Raw genomic sequence first — 17,872 nt, forward strand, 5'->3', positions numbered from 1 at the left:
GAATTAGATGTTGAATGTTTTATTTTTCAGCGCATTTTTACTCCCACTCAATCGTCGCCGGCGGCTTGCCGGAGATGTCGTAAGTTACCCTGGAAATCCCCGGTACTTCGTTGATGATGCGCCTTGAGACCAAGTCCAGAAAGTCGTAGGGCAAGTGTGCCCAGCGGGCGGTCATGAAATCGATGGTTTCGACGGCGCGCAAGGCCACGACGTAGTCGTATTTACGACCGTCGCCCATCACGCCGACCGATTTGACCGGCAGGAACACCGCGAAGGCCTGGCTGACTTGGTTGTACAAATCATGGCGATACAGTTCTTCGATGAAGATGGCGTCGGCCTTGCGCAGTAAGTCGGCATAGGATTTTTTGACTTCGCCGAGGATGCGCACGCCCAAGCCGGGACCGGGGAAGGGGTGGCGGTAGATCATGTCGGCCGGCAGGCCCAGTTCCAGGCCGAGTTTGCGGACTTCGTCCTTGAACAGTTCGCGCAGTGGTTCGACCAGTTTCAGCTTCATGTTTTCCGGCAGGCCGCCGACGTTGTGGTGGGATTTGATCAGATGCGCCTTGCCGCTTTTGGCGCCGGCCGATTCGATGACGTCCGGGTAGATCGTGCCTTGCGCCAACCATTTGGCGTCGGTCAGTTTGCCGGCTTCCTCGTCGAAAATCTCGACGAACAATCCGCCGATGATTTTGCGTTTTTGCTCCGGGTCGTTGACGCCGGACAGTGCGCTCATGTAGCGGGCCTCGGCATCGACGCGGACGACCTTGATGCCCATGTGTTCGGCGAACATTGCCATGACCTGATCGCCTTCGTGCAGGCGTAACAGGCCGGTATCCACGAACACGCAGGTCAGTTGCGAGGCTATGGCGCGGTGCAATAAGGCCGCGACCACCGACGAATCGACGCCGCCGGACAAGCCCAGTATCACCTGATCGCCGCCGACTTTTTCCCGCACCGCCTTGATGCTGTCTTCGATGATGTTGTTGGCATTCCATAGCGCCGCGCAGCCGCAGATGTCCAATACGAAGCGGCTCAGGATGCGGCCGCCCTGCTTGGTGTGGGTGACTTCCGGGTGGAATTGCAGCGCGTAGAAATTGCGCGCCTCGTCGGCGATGCCGGCAATCGGCGCGCCGTCGGAGCTGGCGATCAGTTTGAAGCCGTCCGGCAATTCGACCACGCGGTCGCCGTGGCTCATCCACACGTCCAGCAGGCCGTAACCTTCCGGCGAGACGTGATCTTCGATTTCCGTCAACAATTTGGAATGGCCGCGGGCGCGGATTTGGGCGTAGCCGAATTCGCGGTGGTCGGAGGACTCGACCTTGCCGCCCAACTGTTCGGTCATGGTTTGCATGCCGTAGCAAATGCCCAGTACCGGCACGCCCAGGTCGAACACGGCCTGCGGCGCGCGCGGGGTGTCGCTGCTGGTCACGGTTTCCGGACCGCCGGACAGGATGATGCCCTTGGCGCCGAAGTTTTTGACTTCGTCGTCGCGACTGTCGCAGGAATAAATCTCGCAATACACGCCGATCTCGCGGATGCGGCGGGCGATCAGCTGCGTGTATTGCGAACCGAAGTCGAGGATCAGGATTTTGTCGGCGTGGATGTTGGATGCGGGAGTCGTCACGGGAACACCTTGAAGTAACGGAAGCGGCTTGGGCTTTAATCTAGCCCAAGCCGTCGGAAATAACAGAAAATCGGTCGCTGCCTAGAGTACGCGATACTCGCGGTACAGCCGATCCAGCAGGGATTTGCTATCGGCGACCGGCTGGTTCAGTCCGCGCTCGGCGATGCTGCGTTGCAGTTTTTTCAAAAACCGCAGATAGGGCGCGGCCCGCATGAAGTGGCGCAGGTTGGTATGACCGCGCACGATCGCGCCGATCCGGTCGGCGTTGCCGCTCAGGGCTGCCGGGTCGGTCCGGACTTCGGCGGGTTTGAAGAACATCGTCAAGTTGCCGCCGTCTTCCGATAAGCGGTATTCGCTTGCGGTCAGGCCGACTTTTTCGCCCATCCGTTGCAGGGTGTTGGCGTTGAAATTGAACAGATGGGCTTCGTGAAAGCTGCTGGCCGGCGATTGGCAGACGGCCTCGACGTTGGGTACTTCGACAACCAGGATACCGTCGGGTTTGAGCAGGCCGCGCAGGCGGCCGAGCACCGCGCTGGGGTCTTCGGTGTGTTCCAGCACGTGCCAAATCGTGACCAGGTCGAAACTGGCGTCGTCCAGTGCGGCGTCCTGGATGAAGCCGATTTGCAGATTCAAGCCGTATTGGGCGGCGGAATATTCGCCGTAGCCCTTGTTCGGTTCGATACCTTGCAGCTCGTGGCCCAGCGATTGAATCAGGTAGGCGAATTCGCCGCCGCCGGTGCCGACGTCCAACACCCGCCGGCGTTGCTGCAAGAGATGCTTGATCTTGGCGTGGCGTTCCAACGCCACCCGGCCGGCGCGCAGGATATGCTTGGCCTTGGGGGCGTAGGTTTGCTTATAGGCCAGACGGTAGTCGTCGGCGTAAAACTGGCGGGGGTCGTGCGGAAACGGGTCGCTCCACACCAAGCCGCAATCCTTGCAGATTACGGTGCGTAGCGCCGCGCCGCTACGGGAACGCTTGGACAGTACCTCGACATGGCGGCCGCCGCACAGGTTGCAGGGCATGGAGGATTCGAGTTGGTTTGCTTGCATGCTGATTTCCGGAAACCCGCCGTCGCCGGTCGGCGACGGCCAGGGAGCGGACCGGGATCGGTCCGGATTAGTTCATGTGGTAGTTGGGCGCTTCCTTGGTGATCGTCACGTCGTGGACGTGGCTTTCCCGCATGCCGGCGCTGGTGACTCGAACGAACTGAGCGTTGTTGTGCATTTCTTCTATCGTGCTGTTACCGGTATAGCCCATCGCCGAACGCACGCCGCCCAACAATTGATGGACGATGGCCAGTACCGAACCTTTGTAAGGCACCCGGCCTTCGATGCCTTCCGGCACCAATTTTTCGACCTGCTCGGTATCTTCCTGGAAATAGCGATCGCTGGAGCCTTGCTGTTGCGACATCGCGCCCAGCGAGCCCATGCCCCGGTAAGATTTGTACGAGCGGCCCTGGAACAATTCGACTTCGCCGGGGGCTTCCTCGGTGCCGGCGAACAAGCCGCCCAGCATCACCGCGTGAGCGCCGGCCGCCAATGCCTTGGCGACGTCGCCGGAATAACGAATGCCGCCGTCGGCGATCAGCGGCACGCCGCTGGCTTTCAAGGCGTCGGCGACATTGCTGACTGCGGTGATCTGCGGCACGCCGACGCCGGCGACGATACGGGTGGTGCAGATCGAGCCGGGACCGATGCCGACCTTGACGCCGTCGGCACCGGCTTCGACCAGCGCCTTGGCCGCCGCAGCCGTGGCGATGTTGCCGCCGATGACCTGCACCTGCGGAAAGTTTTGTTTGACCCAGCGCACCTTGTCCAGCACGCCTTGCGAGTGGCCGTGGGCGGTGTCGACGATAATCACGTCCACGCCGGCCTCGACCAGCGCGCCGACCCGTTCGCCGGTGTCGGCGCCGGTCCCGACCGCCGCGCCGACGATCAGCCTTTCCTGCTCGTCCTTGCAAGCTTGCGGATTGTCCTTGGCTTTTTGAATGTCCTTGACGGTAATCATGCCGCGTAAATGAAAGGCGTCGTTGACCACCAGGACTTTTTCGATGCGGTGGGTATGCAGTTTTTCGATGACTTCCCGGTGGCTGAAGCTTTCGCGGACGGTGACCAGCTTGTCTTTCGGCGTCATGATCTGGCTGATCGCCACGTCGAGGCGGGTTTCGAAACGCAAATCTCGGCTGGTAACGATGCCGACCAATTCTTCACCGGCGACGACCGGCACCCCGGAAATGTTCTTCGCGCGGGTCAATTCCAACACTTCGCGGACCGTAACGTTGGGTGATACCGTGATCGGGTCCTTGATGACACCGCTTTCGTATTTTTTGACGCGCCGCACTTCGCCGGCTTGCTGATCTATCGTCATGTTTTTGTGGATGATGCCGATGCCGCCTTCCTGGGCGATCGCGATCGCCAAGCGGGCTTCGGTAACGGTGTCCATCGCCGCCGAAACCAGCGGGATGTTCAGGGTGATTTTGCGGGTCAGCCGGGTTTTCAGCTCGACTTCGCGGGGTAATACGGAAGAATGGGCCGGCACCAATAAAACGTCATCGAAGGTGAGCGCTTCCTGAATAATTTGCATAATCACACCTGGGGCTAATCTTTAATAAGCCCGCCATTGTACAACCTAAGCGCGCATCCTAAAAATCGGAAATAGTCAACGGGATTTGCCGGCATCACGGGGTTTTCCGGGTCAGCTCGGCGACAATGCGCCGATATTCCTCGGCTTTCGGTCGATGCAGATACACGCCCAGCGCCGCCATCAGGCTGAAAATATAGAGGGTGTTGTAACCGTCCCCGATCAGAAACATTCCGAAACCGAACAGCCCGACCCATTCGATCAGCCCCTGGGTGACCGCAATCGTAACCAGATAGCGGGCCGCCGCCGGTTTGGGGCCTGGCATGGTCTGGTTCAGACGCAGCAGGACGTGGCGCAGCAGATTGGTGAACGGAAACAGCACGATGGCAATGCCGTACAGCACGCTACGGATCAGCTCGCGCCGGTCAGCCGGCCAGCCGAGCTGAAACTCATTCGGCCAGAAGTGGCAAAACGCGTTGTAGGCTAGCACCAGCGCCAGCATCGCGACGCAGATCAGTTTGTGGGCCGTCAGCTTATCGTGGTTGTCTCGACCAGGCGACTCGGGCATTACTGGCTCCTTAATTGGCGGTGGCGGTAATCGCGCAGGATAACAACAAACGCGACGAAGTCGTAAGCGGCGTGGGCCACCATCGGCATCAGCAGGTTGCGCTCGCCGCCGTAATCCAGCAAAACGCCGAGATAGAGACCGATCAGCAAGGCCAACACCGCGTACAATGGGGTTACCGCGTGTACCAGCGCGAACACCGTGTTGCTCAGCCAGAGCGCGGGCAGCGCGCCCCAACGGTTCTCCAGCCACGGCTGCAAAAAGCCGCGAAACAACGCTTCCTCGCCGAAGCCGGCTAGACCGGCCAGAATCAGCAGATCGGACCAGTGCCGTCCGACCAGTCGGGGGCCCAACGTCTCCAGCAGCAATTCGCGAATGTCGCGCAACGCCGGATATTCCAGCGCTTGCAGCGCGAAAAACACGATCAACAGCGGCAGCGTGGCCAATAAGCCGTTCGCCAATGCCGGTTCCGACCAAGCCAAGCCCGCGAACGGATCGACGTCGGTCAGCCAGCCGAACAGAACCGCCAGCGGCGCCAAGCCGGCCTCGAATAGGCAGGCCAGCCGGAAAAAACGGTCTTGCGGCGGAATCGAATCGGACATTAGCGGTGGCTGCGAGAAGGGGTTGACCGAAAATTCTAAACAAAAACCGTTAAAATTGGCAGTCCAAACCAATCCGAGAGCCGCGCATGCAATGCTTTATTTATAAAAGCCTTAAAAAAGACGAACTCTATTTATATCTGGACAAGAAAGACGATTTCTCGGCTTTACCGGCCGATTTGTTCGCCAGCTTGGGTCGCTTGCAATTCGTGATGGAGCTGGAGTTGACGCCGGAACGCAAACTGGCCAGGGAGAAGGTCGAAAAAGTCATCGCCAGCCTGCGGGCGAAAGGCTTTTTCGTGCAACTCCCGCCCACTCGGCTGGCCGATCCGCTATCGCTTGCCAACGCCAAGCTGCACTGAAATCGGCGAATGCCAACCGGTTAATCCGTGCTAACATGGTCGCATTTTTATCGGGGGGCGGCTTTCTCCTGTTTCTCAAAAGACTCACCGGGAATTGTTACAAATGTCAGATAATCCATTAGCTTACGAAGACTCCAAGTCGAGAGGCATTCTGTGGGGATTCGGATCCTTGGTCAGCGTGGTGGTCATCGTGATGCTGGTTTTGGGGGAATGGTGGAGCCAGGAGCCGGAACAATTCAGCGTCGAAGATGAAGCGATCGAACGCATGAACGTGACCCACACCGATCAAATGCCGATCGGCTACGTCTACGCCAACACGCTGGCGCACATTGCCGACGTGATTTTATTCAAGGCCGGCGGGTACTTATCCAACGACGTGGCGCCGCCTGGCTTGTTCTGCGATAACATCCAAAGTTTCGAGTACGGCGCGCTGGTCATGCTGCGCGACGGCACCACCGCCTTGCGCAACCATTTCGCCCGCGACCAGTCGCAATCGGCCGAAGACCCGGATTTGGCGAAAGCGGAGCCTTATTTTTACTACGAACGCAATTCCTGGGCGCTGCCGTCCACCGAATCCGAATACGTTAAAGGCGTCGAGGCATTACACGGTTACATGGCGCGTTTGCAAAATCCGACTTCGGAATCGAAGCCGGCCCAGTTTCACGCCCGCGCCGATAACCTTTGGCAATACACCGAGGTTGTCATCAAACGCTTGGGCGGATTGTCCACCCGTTTGGCGGCCAGTACCGACCGCTTCTCCGGCGCCGCGCACGGCGACCCCTCCAACCCGGTCGATATGAACATGCCGACCATCGGTCAAACGCCTTGGCTGGAAATCGATAACGTGTTCTACGAAGCGCGCGGCGCTAGCTGGGCCTTGTTACACATTCTGCGGGCAATCAAGCACGATTTTTCCGACATTTTGCTCGACAAGCGGGCGATGAATACGCTGGACATCATGATCCAGTCGCTGGAAAAAGCCTTGACGCCGACCTTGAGTCCGGTGGTATTGAACGGCGACGGCTTCGGCCTGTTCGCCAACTATTCGCTGGCGCTGGCCAACTACATCGCCCGAGCCAACGCGGCGGCCTTGGACTTGCGCGACGTGATGAACCGAGGCTAAGGCGGCGATGCAGGACCAAATCAACGAAAACCTGAAAAAAATCGAAACCTGGAAGCGGATCATCTTCATGGTGATCTACGCGGCCATCGACAGCCTGGTGAAGTTGTTGCTGTGGTTGGTAATTCTGTTGCAGGTCGGCTCGGTGCTGCTGACTGGCGCATGCAATCCCAACATCCTGAATTTCGGCCGCTCGCTGTCGATTTATCATTACCACATTTTGTTGTTTCTGACCTTCAATACCGACAAATTGCCGTTTCCGTTCGCGGACTGGAACGACACCGCCAATCTGGAATTGCCCCACAAACCCTAGTCCGCCATGACCGAGGTTCCGCGCAAAATCATCCATATCGACATGGATGCGTTTTACGCGGCGGTCGAGCAACGCGACCACCCGCAATACCGCAACAAGCCGGTCATCGTCGGCGGCCAACCCGATTCGCGCGGCGTTGTCGCCACCTGTAGCTACGAGGCCCGCGTGTTCGGCGTGCATTCGGCGATGCCGTCGTCGCAGGCCTACCGGCTCTGTCCGCAAGCTATTTTCGTTAGACCGCGTTTCGACGTGTACCGGGCTGTTTCGGCAGCCATCCGCGCCATCTTCGCCCGCTATTGCGATTGCATCGAGCCCTTGTCGCTGGATGAAGCCTATCTGGACGTCAGCTCGGCCGAATCGGCGATGCGATTGGCCGGGCAAATCAAACAAGCCATTCGCCGGGAAACCGGACTAATCGCTTCGGCCGGCGTGTCCTATAACAAGTTCTTGGCGAAAATCGCCTCGGATTTGGGCAAACCGGACGGTTTGCACTTGATTACCCCCGAACAAGGCCCGGCCTTCGTCGAAACCCTGGCGGTGGGCAAGTTTCACGGTATCGGTCCGGCCACCGAACGCAAGATGCAGGCGCTCGGAATACTGACCGGCCTGGATTTAAAAAAAGCCCCGCTGGTCTTGTTGCAACAGCATTTCGGCAAGGCCGCCCAGCATTACCACGACATCGCCCGAGGCGTCGATCACCGGCCGGTGCGGGCCGACAGACAGCGCAAATCGGTCGGCGTCGAAACCACCTTCGAGCAGGACATTGCCGACTCGGCGACTCAATTGCGCCTGCTGCGAGATTTGTTCGGCCAAGCCTTGTTACGGCTGGCCGAAAAGCAGATGACGGCTTACACGCTAACGGTCAAAATCAAGTACCGCAACTTCGTGCAAGTGACCCGCGCCCGGACGCTGGATCGACCGATCGCCGACGACGCGGATACGCGCCTGTTGCTAGCCGAGTTGTTGCACAGCGCCGGCACCGGCAGCGAGCCGGTGCGATTACTGGGGGTCACCTTATCCGGCCTGGACCCGGAGCGCTCGGCCGGGCAGTACCGCCAGCTCGATTTATTCGAACACCTCTAGGACGACCCAACGCTCAAACGCTTTCCAACTGATCCTTGATCGGCAAATGACGGATACGTCGGCCGGTCGCCGCGAAAATGGCGTTGCATAGTGCCGGCGCGATCGGCGGCACGCCGGGTTCGCCGACGCCGCCCAGCGGCACGTCGAAATCGCCGGCCGGCAGCAAATGAACCCGGATTTCGCGCGGTGCATCGTCGATACGGGCGATTTGGTAGGCATGGAAATTATCCTGCTGCGCCGCGCCGTTCTTGAAACTGATCTCGCCTTGAGTAGCCAAGCTGACACCCATATTGCAAGCGCCTTCGATTTGCGAGCGTATCCGTTCCGGGTTGACTTGCGGGCCGCAATCGACCGCGATGTCGATGCGGGGAATGCTGAGTTTGCCGTCCGCGCCAACCGCGACTTCGGCGACCACCGCCACATAGGTGACAAAACTGTAATGCGCCGCCAGACCCAGACCTTGACCCTTGGGCAAGGTGCGGCCCCAGCCGGCTTCGCGGGTCGCGGTCTCGATGACCCGCCGCAAACGGCCGGTATCGATAGGATAGCGTTCCGGCGATTCGCCGTGGTTCCAGTGGTCGCCGAGACCGCGCGGATCGATTTTGCGAGGCGGTCCTATCAAGGCCAGCAAAAAATCGCGGTGATCCTGGCCGGCCGCCGCCGCCAACTCGGCGACGAAGGATTGCACCGCGAACGCGTGCGGAATGTTCGAAACCGAACGGAACCAACCGATTCGGGTATGGGCCTCGGCCTCGGCGGTTTCGATGCGTAGATGCTCGATCGCGAACGGCACGTTGATCACGCCCATGCCTAATTCCACCGGCATCGGCAATTTGCTGCCGGCGACGAAGGTCGAGGAAATGCTCGGCGAGGCGCTGCGGTGCAACCAGGACAGGGGCTTGCCTTCCGCACTTAGTCCGGCTTCCAGGCGATCGAGCGTCACGGTGTGGTAGTAGGAATGATGCAAATCGTCTTCGCGGGTCCAGGTGACCTTGACCGGTTTGCCGGCCATCGCTTGCGACAGCAAGGCCGCTTCGATCACATAGTCCGGCATCGATTTGCGGCCGAAGCCGCCGCCGAGCAAGGTGACGTGAACCGTTACCTTGTCCTCGGGTAGTTTCAGCCATTTGGCGACCTTTTCCCGGCTCAATTGCGGCGCTTGCGTGCAAGCCCACACTTCGCAACGGCCGTTGCCGATGCGGGCGGTCGCCGCCGGCGGCTCCATAGGCGCCTGGGCCAGATGCGGGACGTAATATTCCGCTTCGACGCGCTTGGCGGCGGAATTCAGCGCCGCCCCAACATCACCTTGCTGGCGGACTACCTTGGCGGGTTGGCGCGCCGCCGCCTCCAGCTCGGCTTGGTAGGCCGAGGAGTCGTACCCGGCGTGCGGGCCGGCGTCCCATTCGATTTTCAACGCCGCGCGTCCCTGAATCGCCGCCCAGGTGTTGGTCGCGATCACCGCGACGCCGCCCAGCGGATTGAATTCGGCCGGCGGCGGACTGCCGGGCAATTCGACGACCTTGACCACGCCCTTCACATTTAGCGCGGCACTGGCGTCGTAGCTTTTAAGCCTGCCGCCGAAGACCGGCGGCCGGGCAATCACGGCATACAGCATGCCTTTCAGCCGAATGTCTATGCCGTATTGAGCCTTGCCGGAAACGATGTCGGCGCCGTCGTAAATGTCCGACTGGCCCTTGCCGATGTAGCGAAATTCGGCTGGCGCTTTCAATCGCAGGGTATCCCGTTCGGGCACCGGCAGTTTCGCCGCCGCCTTGGCCAGTTCGCCGTAGCCGACGGTCTTGCCGCTGGGTAGATGTTTGACCTGATGCAGCTCGGCGCGTACCTCTTCGATAGGCACGCGCCATTTGGCCGCCGCCGCCGCTTCCAGCATGCGCCGGGCCGCCGCGCCGACCCGGCGCATCGGCAGGAAAAAATGCCGAGTGCTGCGCGAGCCGTCGGTATCCTGATTGCCGAAACGGACCTCGTCGCCGGGCGCTTGCTCAACCCTCACCCGTGCCCAATCGGCTTCCAGTTCGTCGGCGACCACCATCGGCAAACTGGTACGCACGCCCTGACCCATCTCCGAGCGGTGGCAAACGATGGTGACCGTGCCGTCGGCGGCGATTGCGACGAACACCAGCGGATCGTCTATCCAGCCGTGCGGCATCGCGTCGGCGCCGTACTTTGCCGGGGTTTGCGGCGACGCGGTTTCGTCGGCTTTCAACAAGGCGGGAAAGCCTGCGGCCAGCACGAAGCCGGTCAGCGCGCTGGTTTTCAGGAACTCGCGGCGGCTGACGTTGACGATGCTCAGCGCGTCGCCGGGATGATCGGAAAACGGCCGGTTCATACGGGCTCCTCGTTCAGACTCGCGGCTTGTTTGATCGCCGCGCGGATGCGTTGGTAAGTACCGCAGCGGCATAAATTCACGCTCATCGCCTTGTCGATGTCTTCATCGCTGGGCCGAGGGTGTTGTTTGAGCAGCGCGGTGGCCGACATGATTTGTCCGGACTGACAATAGCCGCATTGCGGCACGTTCAAGGCCAGCCAGGCGTCCTGAACCTTGCGGCCGACCGGGTCGTTGCCGACGGCTTCTATCGTGACGATTTTCTTGCCGGCCGCCGCCGAGATCGGCGTCACGCAGGCGCGGGTGGGGGTGCCGTCCAGATGCACCATGCAGGCTCCGCACACCGCCATGCCGCAGCCGAACTTGGTGCCGGTCATGCCGAGCCGGTCGCGCAAGGCCCACAGTAGCGGCGTGTCGTCGGGCAGATCGATTTTATGGCGTTTGCCGTTGATATCGAGCGTGGTCATGGTCTATCGCTCCGTTAGGTGTCGCGAAAAATGCCGTGTGGCGAGTGGGCGCATCGTACACGGCGGTTGTCGGCCGGTAAAGCGGCCGAATTAACCGGGCGGACTTGCCGGGAGGCCGCTCAACGGTACGCAACCCGCGCCCCGCCGAACCGCGACCATTTCGGCAACGATCGCTAGCGCGATTTCCTCGGGCGTTTTCGCCCCTAAATCCAGTCCGGCGGGCGCCCGGATACGCTTCAGGGAGGTTTCGTCCCAACCTTCGCCGGCCAAGCGCGAAATCACCAATTGCGCGCGTTTACGGCTGGACACCAATGCGATGTAGCCGGCTTCGGAATTTAGGGCCTGGGTCAACGCGTCGTAATCGCCCTTGTGGTGGGTGGCGACGACGACAAAATCGCCGGCAAACGGTTGCAATTGTTGATAGCGCTGATCGTCGGTAATCAGCCGGCAGGCGCCGGGGAAGCGTGCCGGCAAGGCCTGATGATCGTCAACGATGGCGTCGAAACCCAGGCGGCCGGCGAATTCGCACAAGGCCTCGACGATGCGGCCGTGGCCCAACAGCCAGGCTCGCGGTTTCGGCACCACCGGCTCGACGTAGACCCGCATACTGCCGCCGCAGGGCATGCCGGCGCCGAATACTTCGTCGGTCAGATCGACATCGATCACACAGGGTTCGCCGCTGGCCAGGGCTTTTAGCGCGGTATCGACCGCCATCGCCTGCGCGCAACCCCCGCCTATCCAGCCGGCCAGGACCTCGCCGGTTTCGCCGATCAGTGCCTTGGCGCCGGGTTTGGCCGACGACGAACCGAGAATTTCGATCACGGTGGCCAGGGCGTGCGGACGGCGGGCGTCGCGCAATTCAAGTTGCAAACTTAACAGATCGGGTTTTTGCATTGTCGGGGGAATAAGTCTTCGGGCCTGTCGATGTCGCGGAAAATACCGGGATCGTCGCAATCGAGCAGCATGAGTTGATGAAGATGGGCTTGGATGACCGATTTTGCACCTTGATCGCCTTGCAATGCAATCAATTCAGGCGCCAATGCCTCGGCGAAACCGACCGGATGGCCGCGCCGGCCGTTGAACACCGGGGCTGCCACTAAGGCGCCGCCGCGCAAGGCCTCGGCGACTTTGATCACCGTACTCGGCAATATCCAGGGCATGTCGGCCAGCGCCACCAACCAGCCGCCGGCCGGCGAGGCCACTTGCACGCCGCGGACCAAGCTGTGTCCCATGCCCAGGTCGGCATCGCGGCAAACCGCGACTTCGGCGCCGGCGGCTTGCAAACGCTCGGCCAAGGCCGGATTGTCCGGCCGAACCACCGCGACGACCCGATCGCAACCCTCCGCCAGATTCCGGTAGGCGCGTAGCGCAATAGGTTCTCCATCCGGCAGGCATTGACTCAATTTGTCGGCGCCGTAGCGGCGACTAGCGCCGGCGGCCAATAGAATGCCGATTATTTCCGGCATCGGCTTAAACATGCGGTTGAGTGTGGCAACATCGGGACGGGTGAAAAGCCTGGATTCGAGTTAAGCGTTACCGAACAGGGGAAACGGCGCGCCGGTGAGTCCGATTGCGAAGCGCGACTGATTTCAATGCCCGGCACTCGGCGATTTTTGCCTAGCCCGGACCGCCGGCGAACCTTAGCATCGACGCAACGGCGGCGCAATTGCCCGTTGGATTCTTCTCGCTGGCGCTTAATTCGTGTTTGTCGGACTCTCGGTAGTGCGGGTCAATTTGGCGGGGGGGGCGCTTTCGCGTTATTACGGGGGGCAACTCATAGGCCACGGGTGGACCGATGTTTACCTTCGCGGCTAAAGTCGTTCCGGCGCTCGTCTGTGCATTTTTCGGCGCAAAACGTCGGTTTCCGTCGGTTGGGACTCTGCGCTGACATACAAAGCCTGGGCGGACAACGGGCAGGCCGACTATAATTGGCCCAACTTCGTCTTGAAAACCGCACCGATGCTCAAGCTCCGTTTTTCGCCAGCGATATTGCCGATAGCGCTATTGGCCGCGTTGCTGGCCGGTTGCGCCGGCGACGACAAGAAGGCGCTGAATATCGCCCCGCAAGCAATACCGGCCGACGCGCCCAAGGTGGTCGCCGAGGCCTTGCAATTGCAGGGGCGGCCTTACGTTTACGGTGGAGCTTCGCCCACCCAGGGCTTCGATTGCAGCGGCTTGGTGTATTACGTCTACAACCGCCAAGGCTTGCGTCTGCCGCGCGATACCTTTTCGTTGGCTACCCAGTTGCCGGCCGTCCATCCGGAGCAGCGCCGGCCGGGCGATCTGTTGTTTTTCAATACCGATAAGCCCTACTCCCACGTCGGCATTTACGTCGGCGACGACCGCTTCGTGCATGCCCCCAGTAGTCGGACCGGTCGGGTCATGGTGTCCGATTTGAATCAACCGTACTGGCGGGAACGCTTCATCGGCGTGCGCCGACCGCCCAGCCAGCCCGCGCTATCCATGAACGAAGCTTGTTTCGGCGGCTAGTATTGGCGGCCGGCGCGCCCGTTTCTAACGATAGTACGATCAGGTTAGGAACAATCCTCCGCCAGTCGAGCCCAAATCCGGCCGCGCACCGTTAAGCGCAGCCGTTAAACAAGTACAAGGCTATGAATCAACGCATTCCTGCTCTCGATAATCTACGCGGTCTGGTGATGGTACTGATGACTCTGGACCATACCCGCGACTTCTTCAGCAACGCCCATTTCGATCCTACCGACCTGGACAAAACCTCCCCGGCCTTGTTCATGACGCGCTGGATCACCCATTTTTGCGCGGCGGTGTTCGTGTTTCTGGCCGGCACCAGCGCCTATCTGTGGGCGGCCAAACGCGGTCCGGACGCACAGCTCGGCGAATTTCTGGTCAAACGCGGCCTGCTGTTAGTCGTGTTGGTGGCGACCGTCGAAGCCTTTGCCTGGAATTTCCTGGCCGACTTGCGCCAGCTCGACGCCGGCGTTTTGTGGGCGATCGGCTGGTCGATGATCGCGTTGGCCGGCCTGGTCAAACTACCGCTGGCTTGGCTGGTGGCGTTCGGCGGCATCATGGTGGCGACCCACAATCTGTTCGACGGGATTAAACCGGAACACTTGGGCGAGTTCGGCCCGTGGTGGGCGGTACTGCATACCGGTGACGACATCGATTTCGGCGCCGGTTGGAAACTGAATCCCTATTATCCGCTGGTACCGTGGATCGGCGTGATGGCGCTGGGTTATGGCTTCGGCGGACTGATCAGCAGTCCGGGCTGGCAAAGCGGTCGGCGGCTGGCCGGATTGGGCGCCGCGCTGATTCTGGGATTTATCGCGCTGCGCTACAGCAATTTTTACGGCGATCCCAAACCCTGGCAAAGCTACCCGGACCCGGCATTTACGCTGCTGTCGTTTATCAATTGCCATAAATACCCGCCGTCCTTGCTGTACTTGCTGATGACCTTGGGTCCGGCCTTCCTGTTCCTGGCAGCCAGCAGCGGTCGGCTGTTGCCGATTTTGCCGGTGTTCGGTAAGACCCCGCTATTTTACTATTTGATCCATCTTTACCTGATACACGGTTTGGCGGTGCTCATCGCCTATTGGACCGACGGTCCGGTCGCTGCCATCGCCGGCGGCGGCATTTGGCGGAAAGACTTGCCGGCGGACTACGGCTACGGGTTGCCCGGCGTTTACGCGATTTGGCTGCTGGTATTGCTGATGCTGTATCCGGTCTGCCGCTGGTTCGAAGCCTTCAAAGCGGCGCGTCCGGCTTGGCGGTGGCTGCGCTATTTGTAGCGCGCTTCAACCGCTATTAACCCGGCCTTAACACACCGTTCATCCTGAGACTGTCGAAGGGCACGCCAACCTGGGGCTTCGACGAGCTCAGCCCGAACGGATACCAGTGGTAAATAAGCTGGGTTAATAACTCGCCTCGACGACCACCGTCGAAAGCGCTTGGCGGCCGCGCTCGACAGAGCGGTCACCCGTGGCGCCAAACGAAAGATCGGCCACGGCTACCTAATTTTTACAACAACCGGCTCGGCCGAAAGAGGAACATTCTTGCTGGAACTAGACTGGATTGCGGCCTACCTGGGTCTGGGCGTGGCGGTCGGCTTCTTTGCCGGCTTGCTGGGTATTGGCGGCGGCGGCATTATGGTGCCGGTGTTGACCACGCTGTTCGCGATGCAAAACTTCGGCGCGGCTCACTTGGTACACATGGCGCTGGCAACTTCGATGGCGGCCATCATCGTGACATCGATCGCCAGTCTACGGGCTCACCATCGGCATGGGGCGGTGATTTGGCCGGTGGTATGGACGCTCTCGCCCGGCATTATCGCCGGCACCTTCGCGGCGGCGTTCGTTGCCGCGTTGATTCCGAACCGACCGTTAGCCCTGTTTTTCGTGGTGTTCATGGCTTATGTGTCGCTGCAAATGGTGCTCAACGTTCGCCCCAAGCCCAGTCGACAGCTACCCGGCGCCATGGGTTTAAGCCTGGTTGGCTTGTTGATCGGCGCGGTGTCGGCGCTGGTGGCGATCGGCGGCGGCTCTTTGACCGTGCCGTTTCTAAGCTGGTGCAACGTGCGCATCCAGAATGCGATCGGCACCTCGGCGGCGGTCGGCCTGCCGCTGTCGCTGGCCGGCACTTTGGGCTACATGGCCAGCGGTTGGCGGGTCGAAGGCCTGCCGGCCCATAGTTTCGGCTACATCTATTTGCCGGCGGTGGCGGCGATTGCGCTAGTCAGCGTGGTGACCGCGCCATTGGGCGCCAGACTGGCCCATCGCCTGCCGGTACCTGCCTTGAAAAAACTGTTCGCGCTGTTGTTGTTGCTGCTGTCCGCCAAGATGCTGCACACCGTTTACGGCGCCTGAAACCCGGCCGGGAAAATCGGCGGGCGGCCGAGCGCGATTGGTTATAATGCCGGACAACGGAATGCACTATAAAGTGGAGGGATTTCATCCATGCCGCGCCGCGGCTATCGACTGGGGAAGAATATAAATGGCTGATGAACTACATAAAATCCTGATCGTCGGCGGCGGTGCCGCCGGTCTGGAGCTGGCGACCGAACTCGGGAAAAAACTCGGCAAGTCCGGCCGGGCGGAGATCACGCTACTGGATGCCGCCTCGACTCACATCTGGAAGCCGTTGCTGCACGAAGTCGCCTCCGGCACCTTGGCCGAAGCCGAGGAAATCGAATACATGGCTCAGGCCCACCGCAACCATTTCCGTTTCCTGTTCGGCCGCATGGAAGGCTTGGACCGCGCCGCCAAGGAAATCATTGTCGCACCGATCAACAACAAACAAGGCGCCGAACTGATTCCGGCCCGCCGCTTCAAATACGATACCTTGGTGATGGCGGTAGGTAGCGTCAGCAACACCTTCGGCATCAAGGGCGTCGACCAGCACTGCATGTTTATCGACACCACTACCCAAGCCTATCGCTTTCAGCGCCAGCTGGTCGAAACCTATTACATCCAGTCTTATGCCAACCAAAGCAGGCAACGCGACAAGCCGCTGTCCATCGTCATCGTCGGCGCCGGTGCCACCGGCGTGGAGTTGTCCGCCGAATTGCACGAGGTCACTAAACTGCTGGCGACTTACGGCCTGGAAGGCTCGATAGAAGTCAACATCACCATCATCGAAGCCGCCACCCAATTGCTGCCAGCCTTGCCGCCGCGTTTGTCGCAAGCCACCCAAGACCAATTGCTCAAGTTGGGCATCCAGTTGAAGCTGGGCCGCAAAGTCACCGAAGTCACCGAGACCGAAGTGCATACCTACGACGGCGAGGTGTTCGACGCCGATCTGAAAGTCTGGGCCGCCGGTATCAAGGCGCCGGACTGGATGAAAAATCTGGACGGGCTGGAATCCAACCACATCAACCAGCTGGTGGTGGATCAAACCCTGCAAACCAGCGATCCCGACGTATTCGCGATCGGCGACTGCGCCGCCTGCGCCTGGGCCGACCATGCCGGTAACGTGCCGCCGCGCGCTCAGGCCGCCCATCAAATGGCCTCGGCCGTTGCCAAGACCATCGTCAACCGTCTGAACGGCAAGGCGCCGGTCAAATTCGTTTACCACGATTACGGCTCGCTGGTGTCGCTAGGTAAATTCAGCACGGTCGGTTCGTTGATGGGCAGCCTGATGGGTACGGTCAGCGTCGGCGGTTTTATCGCCTACGTGGTGTATTTGTCGCTGTACAAAATGCACCAAGTGGCGATCCACGGCTATTTCCGCACCGCGATGCTGACCCTGTCCAACCTGTTCCGGCGCAGCACCCACGCCAAAATCAAGATGCACTAATCCACCCGACGAGCGAGCGCAATGTTAGAAATCGAATACGAATTCCGCGAGGAAGACCTGGTTCACTTCAACGAACTCAGGCTGAAAAGCGATCCGGAAATGCAAAAGAAAATCCGCAACAACCGGCTGTTCGCCCCCGGCGTGATGATGGCGATCGGTTTGTTTTACTATGTGTACTACGTGGACATGATGACCACCGCCTACATCACGATCCTGGCGCTGGGTTGGGCGTTTGCGTCGCCTTTCATCATGAAAATCGACATGCGCCGCCAATTCTTCAATAAATACACCGAGGCCGAGAAAAAAGCCATGTTCGGCATCCACCATCTGACGGCGGAGCCGGAGTTCTTACGGGAAACCTCGCCGGGCGGCAAGCACAAAACGCTGTGGAAAGACATGCTGCGAGTCGAGCGCCATAAGGATTACGTCTACATCTACGTCGATTTCGACGCCGCCATCGTCATCCCCCGTGCAACCGTCAAAAAGGGTGACCTCAAGGTGTTTGCCAAGCAGGTGGAAGGCTTGATCGAGCGCGCGAGCTGAGCTT

The 17,872-nt window shown here is 60.3% G+C and carries 18 protein-coding genes; 9 read left to right on the forward strand and 9 right to left on the reverse strand.

Annotated features, from left to right (window positions below; translation table 11 throughout):
* Positions 1-37 precede the first annotated feature (37 nt).
* The 5 genes from guaA to BJL95_RS18780 all read right to left on the reverse strand — a co-directional run bounded on the left by guaA (position 38) and on the right by BJL95_RS18780 (position 5,372).
* On the reverse strand, positions 38-1,624 hold the full coding sequence (gene guaA, locus BJL95_RS18760) for a glutamine-hydrolyzing GMP synthase (protein WP_071160139.1): 1,587 nt from the start codon (positions 1,622-1,624) through the stop codon (positions 38-40).
* 81 nt (positions 1,625-1,705) lie between these two features.
* Positions 1,706-2,674, reverse strand: a complete 969-nt coding sequence (locus BJL95_RS18765) for a bifunctional 2-polyprenyl-6-hydroxyphenol methylase/3-demethylubiquinol 3-O-methyltransferase UbiG (protein WP_071160141.1) — start codon at positions 2,672-2,674, stop codon at positions 1,706-1,708.
* Positions 2,675-2,741: 67 nt separating this feature from the next.
* The gene (gene guaB / locus BJL95_RS18770; RefSeq protein WP_071160143.1) at positions 2,742-4,208 is read right to left on the reverse strand and encodes an IMP dehydrogenase; all 1,467 of its coding nucleotides are present in this window, start codon (positions 4,206-4,208) and stop codon (positions 2,742-2,744) included.
* A 94-nt stretch (positions 4,209-4,302) separates the two neighbouring features.
* Positions 4,303-4,773 carry a hypothetical protein gene (locus BJL95_RS18775; protein ID WP_071160144.1) on the reverse strand — a complete coding sequence of 157 codons (471 nt, stop codon included), beginning with the start codon at positions 4,771-4,773 and terminating at the stop codon, positions 4,303-4,305.
* Positions 4,773-5,372, reverse strand: coding sequence for a CPBP family intramembrane glutamic endopeptidase (locus BJL95_RS18780; protein WP_071160331.1), 600 nt, complete (start codon positions 5,370-5,372; stop codon positions 4,773-4,775). The genes BJL95_RS18775 and BJL95_RS18780 overlap by 1 nt, the downstream gene beginning before the upstream one ends.
* An 86-nt stretch (positions 5,373-5,458) precedes the next feature.
* On the opposite strand from BJL95_RS18780, the gene BJL95_RS18785 reads away from it, so the two are divergent.
* The 4 genes from BJL95_RS18785 to dinB all read left to right on the forward strand — a co-directional run bounded on the left by BJL95_RS18785 (position 5,459) and on the right by dinB (position 8,247).
* Positions 5,459-5,731 (forward strand): YcgL domain-containing protein, encoded by a 273-nt coding sequence (locus BJL95_RS18785; protein ID WP_064026405.1) that lies wholly within the window; start codon positions 5,459-5,461, stop codon positions 5,729-5,731.
* Between the two features lie 103 nt (positions 5,732-5,834).
* A complete protein-coding gene (locus BJL95_RS18790; protein ID WP_064026403.1) occupies positions 5,835-6,854 on the forward strand; it encodes a DUF2333 family protein in 1,020 nt (339 codons plus the stop codon).
* Between the two features lie 7 nt (positions 6,855-6,861).
* Positions 6,862-7,164: a DUF4389 domain-containing protein gene (locus BJL95_RS18795; protein ID WP_064026401.1), complete on the forward strand. Its 303-nt coding sequence runs from the start codon at positions 6,862-6,864 to the stop codon at positions 7,162-7,164.
* A gap of 6 nt (positions 7,165-7,170) precedes the next feature.
* On the forward strand, positions 7,171-8,247 hold the full coding sequence (dinB, locus tag BJL95_RS18800) for a DNA polymerase IV (RefSeq protein WP_071160146.1): 1,077 nt from the start codon (positions 7,171-7,173) through the stop codon (positions 8,245-8,247).
* Positions 8,248-8,260: 13 nt separating this feature from the next.
* Here dinB and BJL95_RS18805 read toward each other — a convergent pair whose 3' ends face one another.
* The 4 genes from BJL95_RS18805 to BJL95_RS18820 form a co-directional block, all read right to left on the reverse strand.
* Positions 8,261-10,594 carry a xanthine dehydrogenase family protein molybdopterin-binding subunit gene (locus tag BJL95_RS18805; protein ID WP_071160148.1) on the reverse strand — a complete coding sequence of 778 codons (2,334 nt, stop codon included), beginning with the start codon at positions 10,592-10,594 and terminating at the stop codon, positions 8,261-8,263.
* Positions 10,591-11,058 (reverse strand): (2Fe-2S)-binding protein, encoded by a 468-nt coding sequence (locus tag BJL95_RS18810; protein ID WP_064026395.1) that lies wholly within the window; start codon positions 11,056-11,058, stop codon positions 10,591-10,593. The genes BJL95_RS18805 and BJL95_RS18810 overlap by 4 nt, the downstream gene beginning before the upstream one ends.
* Before the next feature lie 90 nt (positions 11,059-11,148).
* Complete coding sequence (locus BJL95_RS18815) at positions 11,149-11,952, reverse strand: XdhC family protein (RefSeq protein ID WP_071160150.1); 804 nt, start codon at positions 11,950-11,952, stop codon at positions 11,149-11,151.
* Positions 11,931-12,524: an NTP transferase domain-containing protein gene (locus tag BJL95_RS18820; protein WP_071160333.1), complete on the reverse strand. Its 594-nt coding sequence runs from the start codon at positions 12,522-12,524 to the stop codon at positions 11,931-11,933. The genes BJL95_RS18815 and BJL95_RS18820 overlap by 22 nt, the downstream gene beginning before the upstream one ends.
* A gap of 493 nt (positions 12,525-13,017) precedes the next feature.
* Between BJL95_RS18820 and BJL95_RS18825 the strand changes: the two genes are divergently transcribed.
* The 5 genes from BJL95_RS18825 to BJL95_RS18845 all read left to right on the forward strand — a co-directional run bounded on the left by BJL95_RS18825 (position 13,018) and on the right by BJL95_RS18845 (position 17,868).
* A complete protein-coding gene (locus tag BJL95_RS18825; RefSeq protein ID WP_071160152.1) occupies positions 13,018-13,548 on the forward strand; it encodes a C40 family peptidase in 531 nt (176 codons plus the stop codon).
* Positions 13,549-13,670: 122 nt separating this feature from the next.
* Positions 13,671-14,822 (forward strand): DUF1624 domain-containing protein, encoded by a 1,152-nt coding sequence (locus tag BJL95_RS18830; RefSeq protein WP_071160154.1) that lies wholly within the window; start codon positions 13,671-13,673, stop codon positions 14,820-14,822.
* A 264-nt stretch (positions 14,823-15,086) separates the two neighbouring features.
* Positions 15,087-15,896, forward strand: a complete 810-nt coding sequence (locus BJL95_RS18835) for a sulfite exporter TauE/SafE family protein (RefSeq protein ID WP_231883589.1) — start codon at positions 15,087-15,089, stop codon at positions 15,894-15,896.
* A gap of 127 nt (positions 15,897-16,023) precedes the next feature.
* On the forward strand, positions 16,024-17,325 hold the full coding sequence (locus BJL95_RS18840) for an NAD(P)/FAD-dependent oxidoreductase (RefSeq protein ID WP_071160156.1): 1,302 nt from the start codon (positions 16,024-16,026) through the stop codon (positions 17,323-17,325).
* 21 nt (positions 17,326-17,346) lie between these two features.
* A complete protein-coding gene (locus tag BJL95_RS18845) occupies positions 17,347-17,868 on the forward strand; it encodes a YcxB family protein (protein ID WP_064026382.1) in 522 nt (173 codons plus the stop codon).
* The last annotated feature ends 4 nt before the right edge of the window (positions 17,869-17,872 follow it).

It is taken from the genome of Methylomonas sp. LWB, assembly GCF_001856095.1.
Classification (GTDB): Bacteria; Pseudomonadota; Gammaproteobacteria; order Methylococcales; family Methylomonadaceae; genus Methylomonas; species Methylomonas koyamae_A.

Bases quoted from the DNA above. Each gene is read 5' to 3' on its own strand.
- BJL95_RS18840 (WP_071160156.1), top strand. From the start codon at position 16,024: ATGGCTGATGAACTACATAAAATCCTGATCGTCGGCGGCGGTGCCGCC.
- dinB (WP_071160146.1), top strand. From the start codon at position 7,171: ATGACCGAGGTTCCGCGCAAAATCATCCATATCGACATGGATGCGTTT.
- BJL95_RS18765 (WP_071160141.1), bottom strand. From the start codon at position 2,674: ATGCAAGCAAACCAACTCGAATCCTCCATGCCCTGCAACCTGTGCGGC.
- BJL95_RS18825 (WP_071160152.1), top strand. From the start codon at position 13,018: ATGCTCAAGCTCCGTTTTTCGCCAGCGATATTGCCGATAGCGCTATTG.
- BJL95_RS18810 (WP_064026395.1), bottom strand. From the start codon at position 11,058: ATGACCACGCTCGATATCAACGGCAAACGCCATAAAATCGATCTGCCC.
- BJL95_RS18820 (WP_071160333.1), bottom strand. From the start codon at position 12,524: ATGCCGGAAATAATCGGCATTCTATTGGCCGCCGGCGCTAGTCGCCGC.
- BJL95_RS18785 (WP_064026405.1), top strand. From the start codon at position 5,459: ATGCAATGCTTTATTTATAAAAGCCTTAAAAAAGACGAACTCTATTTA.
- BJL95_RS18830 (WP_071160154.1), top strand. From the start codon at position 13,671: ATGAATCAACGCATTCCTGCTCTCGATAATCTACGCGGTCTGGTGATG.
- BJL95_RS18780 (WP_071160331.1), bottom strand. From the start codon at position 5,372: ATGTCCGATTCGATTCCGCCGCAAGACCGTTTTTTCCGGCTGGCCTGC.
- BJL95_RS18795 (WP_064026401.1), top strand. From the start codon at position 6,862: ATGCAGGACCAAATCAACGAAAACCTGAAAAAAATCGAAACCTGGAAG.
- BJL95_RS18815 (WP_071160150.1), bottom strand. From the start codon at position 11,952: ATGCAAAAACCCGATCTGTTAAGTTTGCAACTTGAATTGCGCGACGCC.
- BJL95_RS18775 (WP_071160144.1), bottom strand. From the start codon at position 4,773: ATGCCCGAGTCGCCTGGTCGAGACAACCACGATAAGCTGACGGCCCAC.
- BJL95_RS18805 (WP_071160148.1), bottom strand. From the start codon at position 10,594: ATGAACCGGCCGTTTTCCGATCATCCCGGCGACGCGCTGAGCATCGTC.
- BJL95_RS18790 (WP_064026403.1), top strand. From the start codon at position 5,835: ATGTCAGATAATCCATTAGCTTACGAAGACTCCAAGTCGAGAGGCATT.
- BJL95_RS18845 (WP_064026382.1), top strand. From the start codon at position 17,347: ATGTTAGAAATCGAATACGAATTCCGCGAGGAAGACCTGGTTCACTTC.
- guaB (WP_071160143.1), bottom strand. From the start codon at position 4,208: ATGCAAATTATTCAGGAAGCGCTCACCTTCGATGACGTTTTATTGGTG.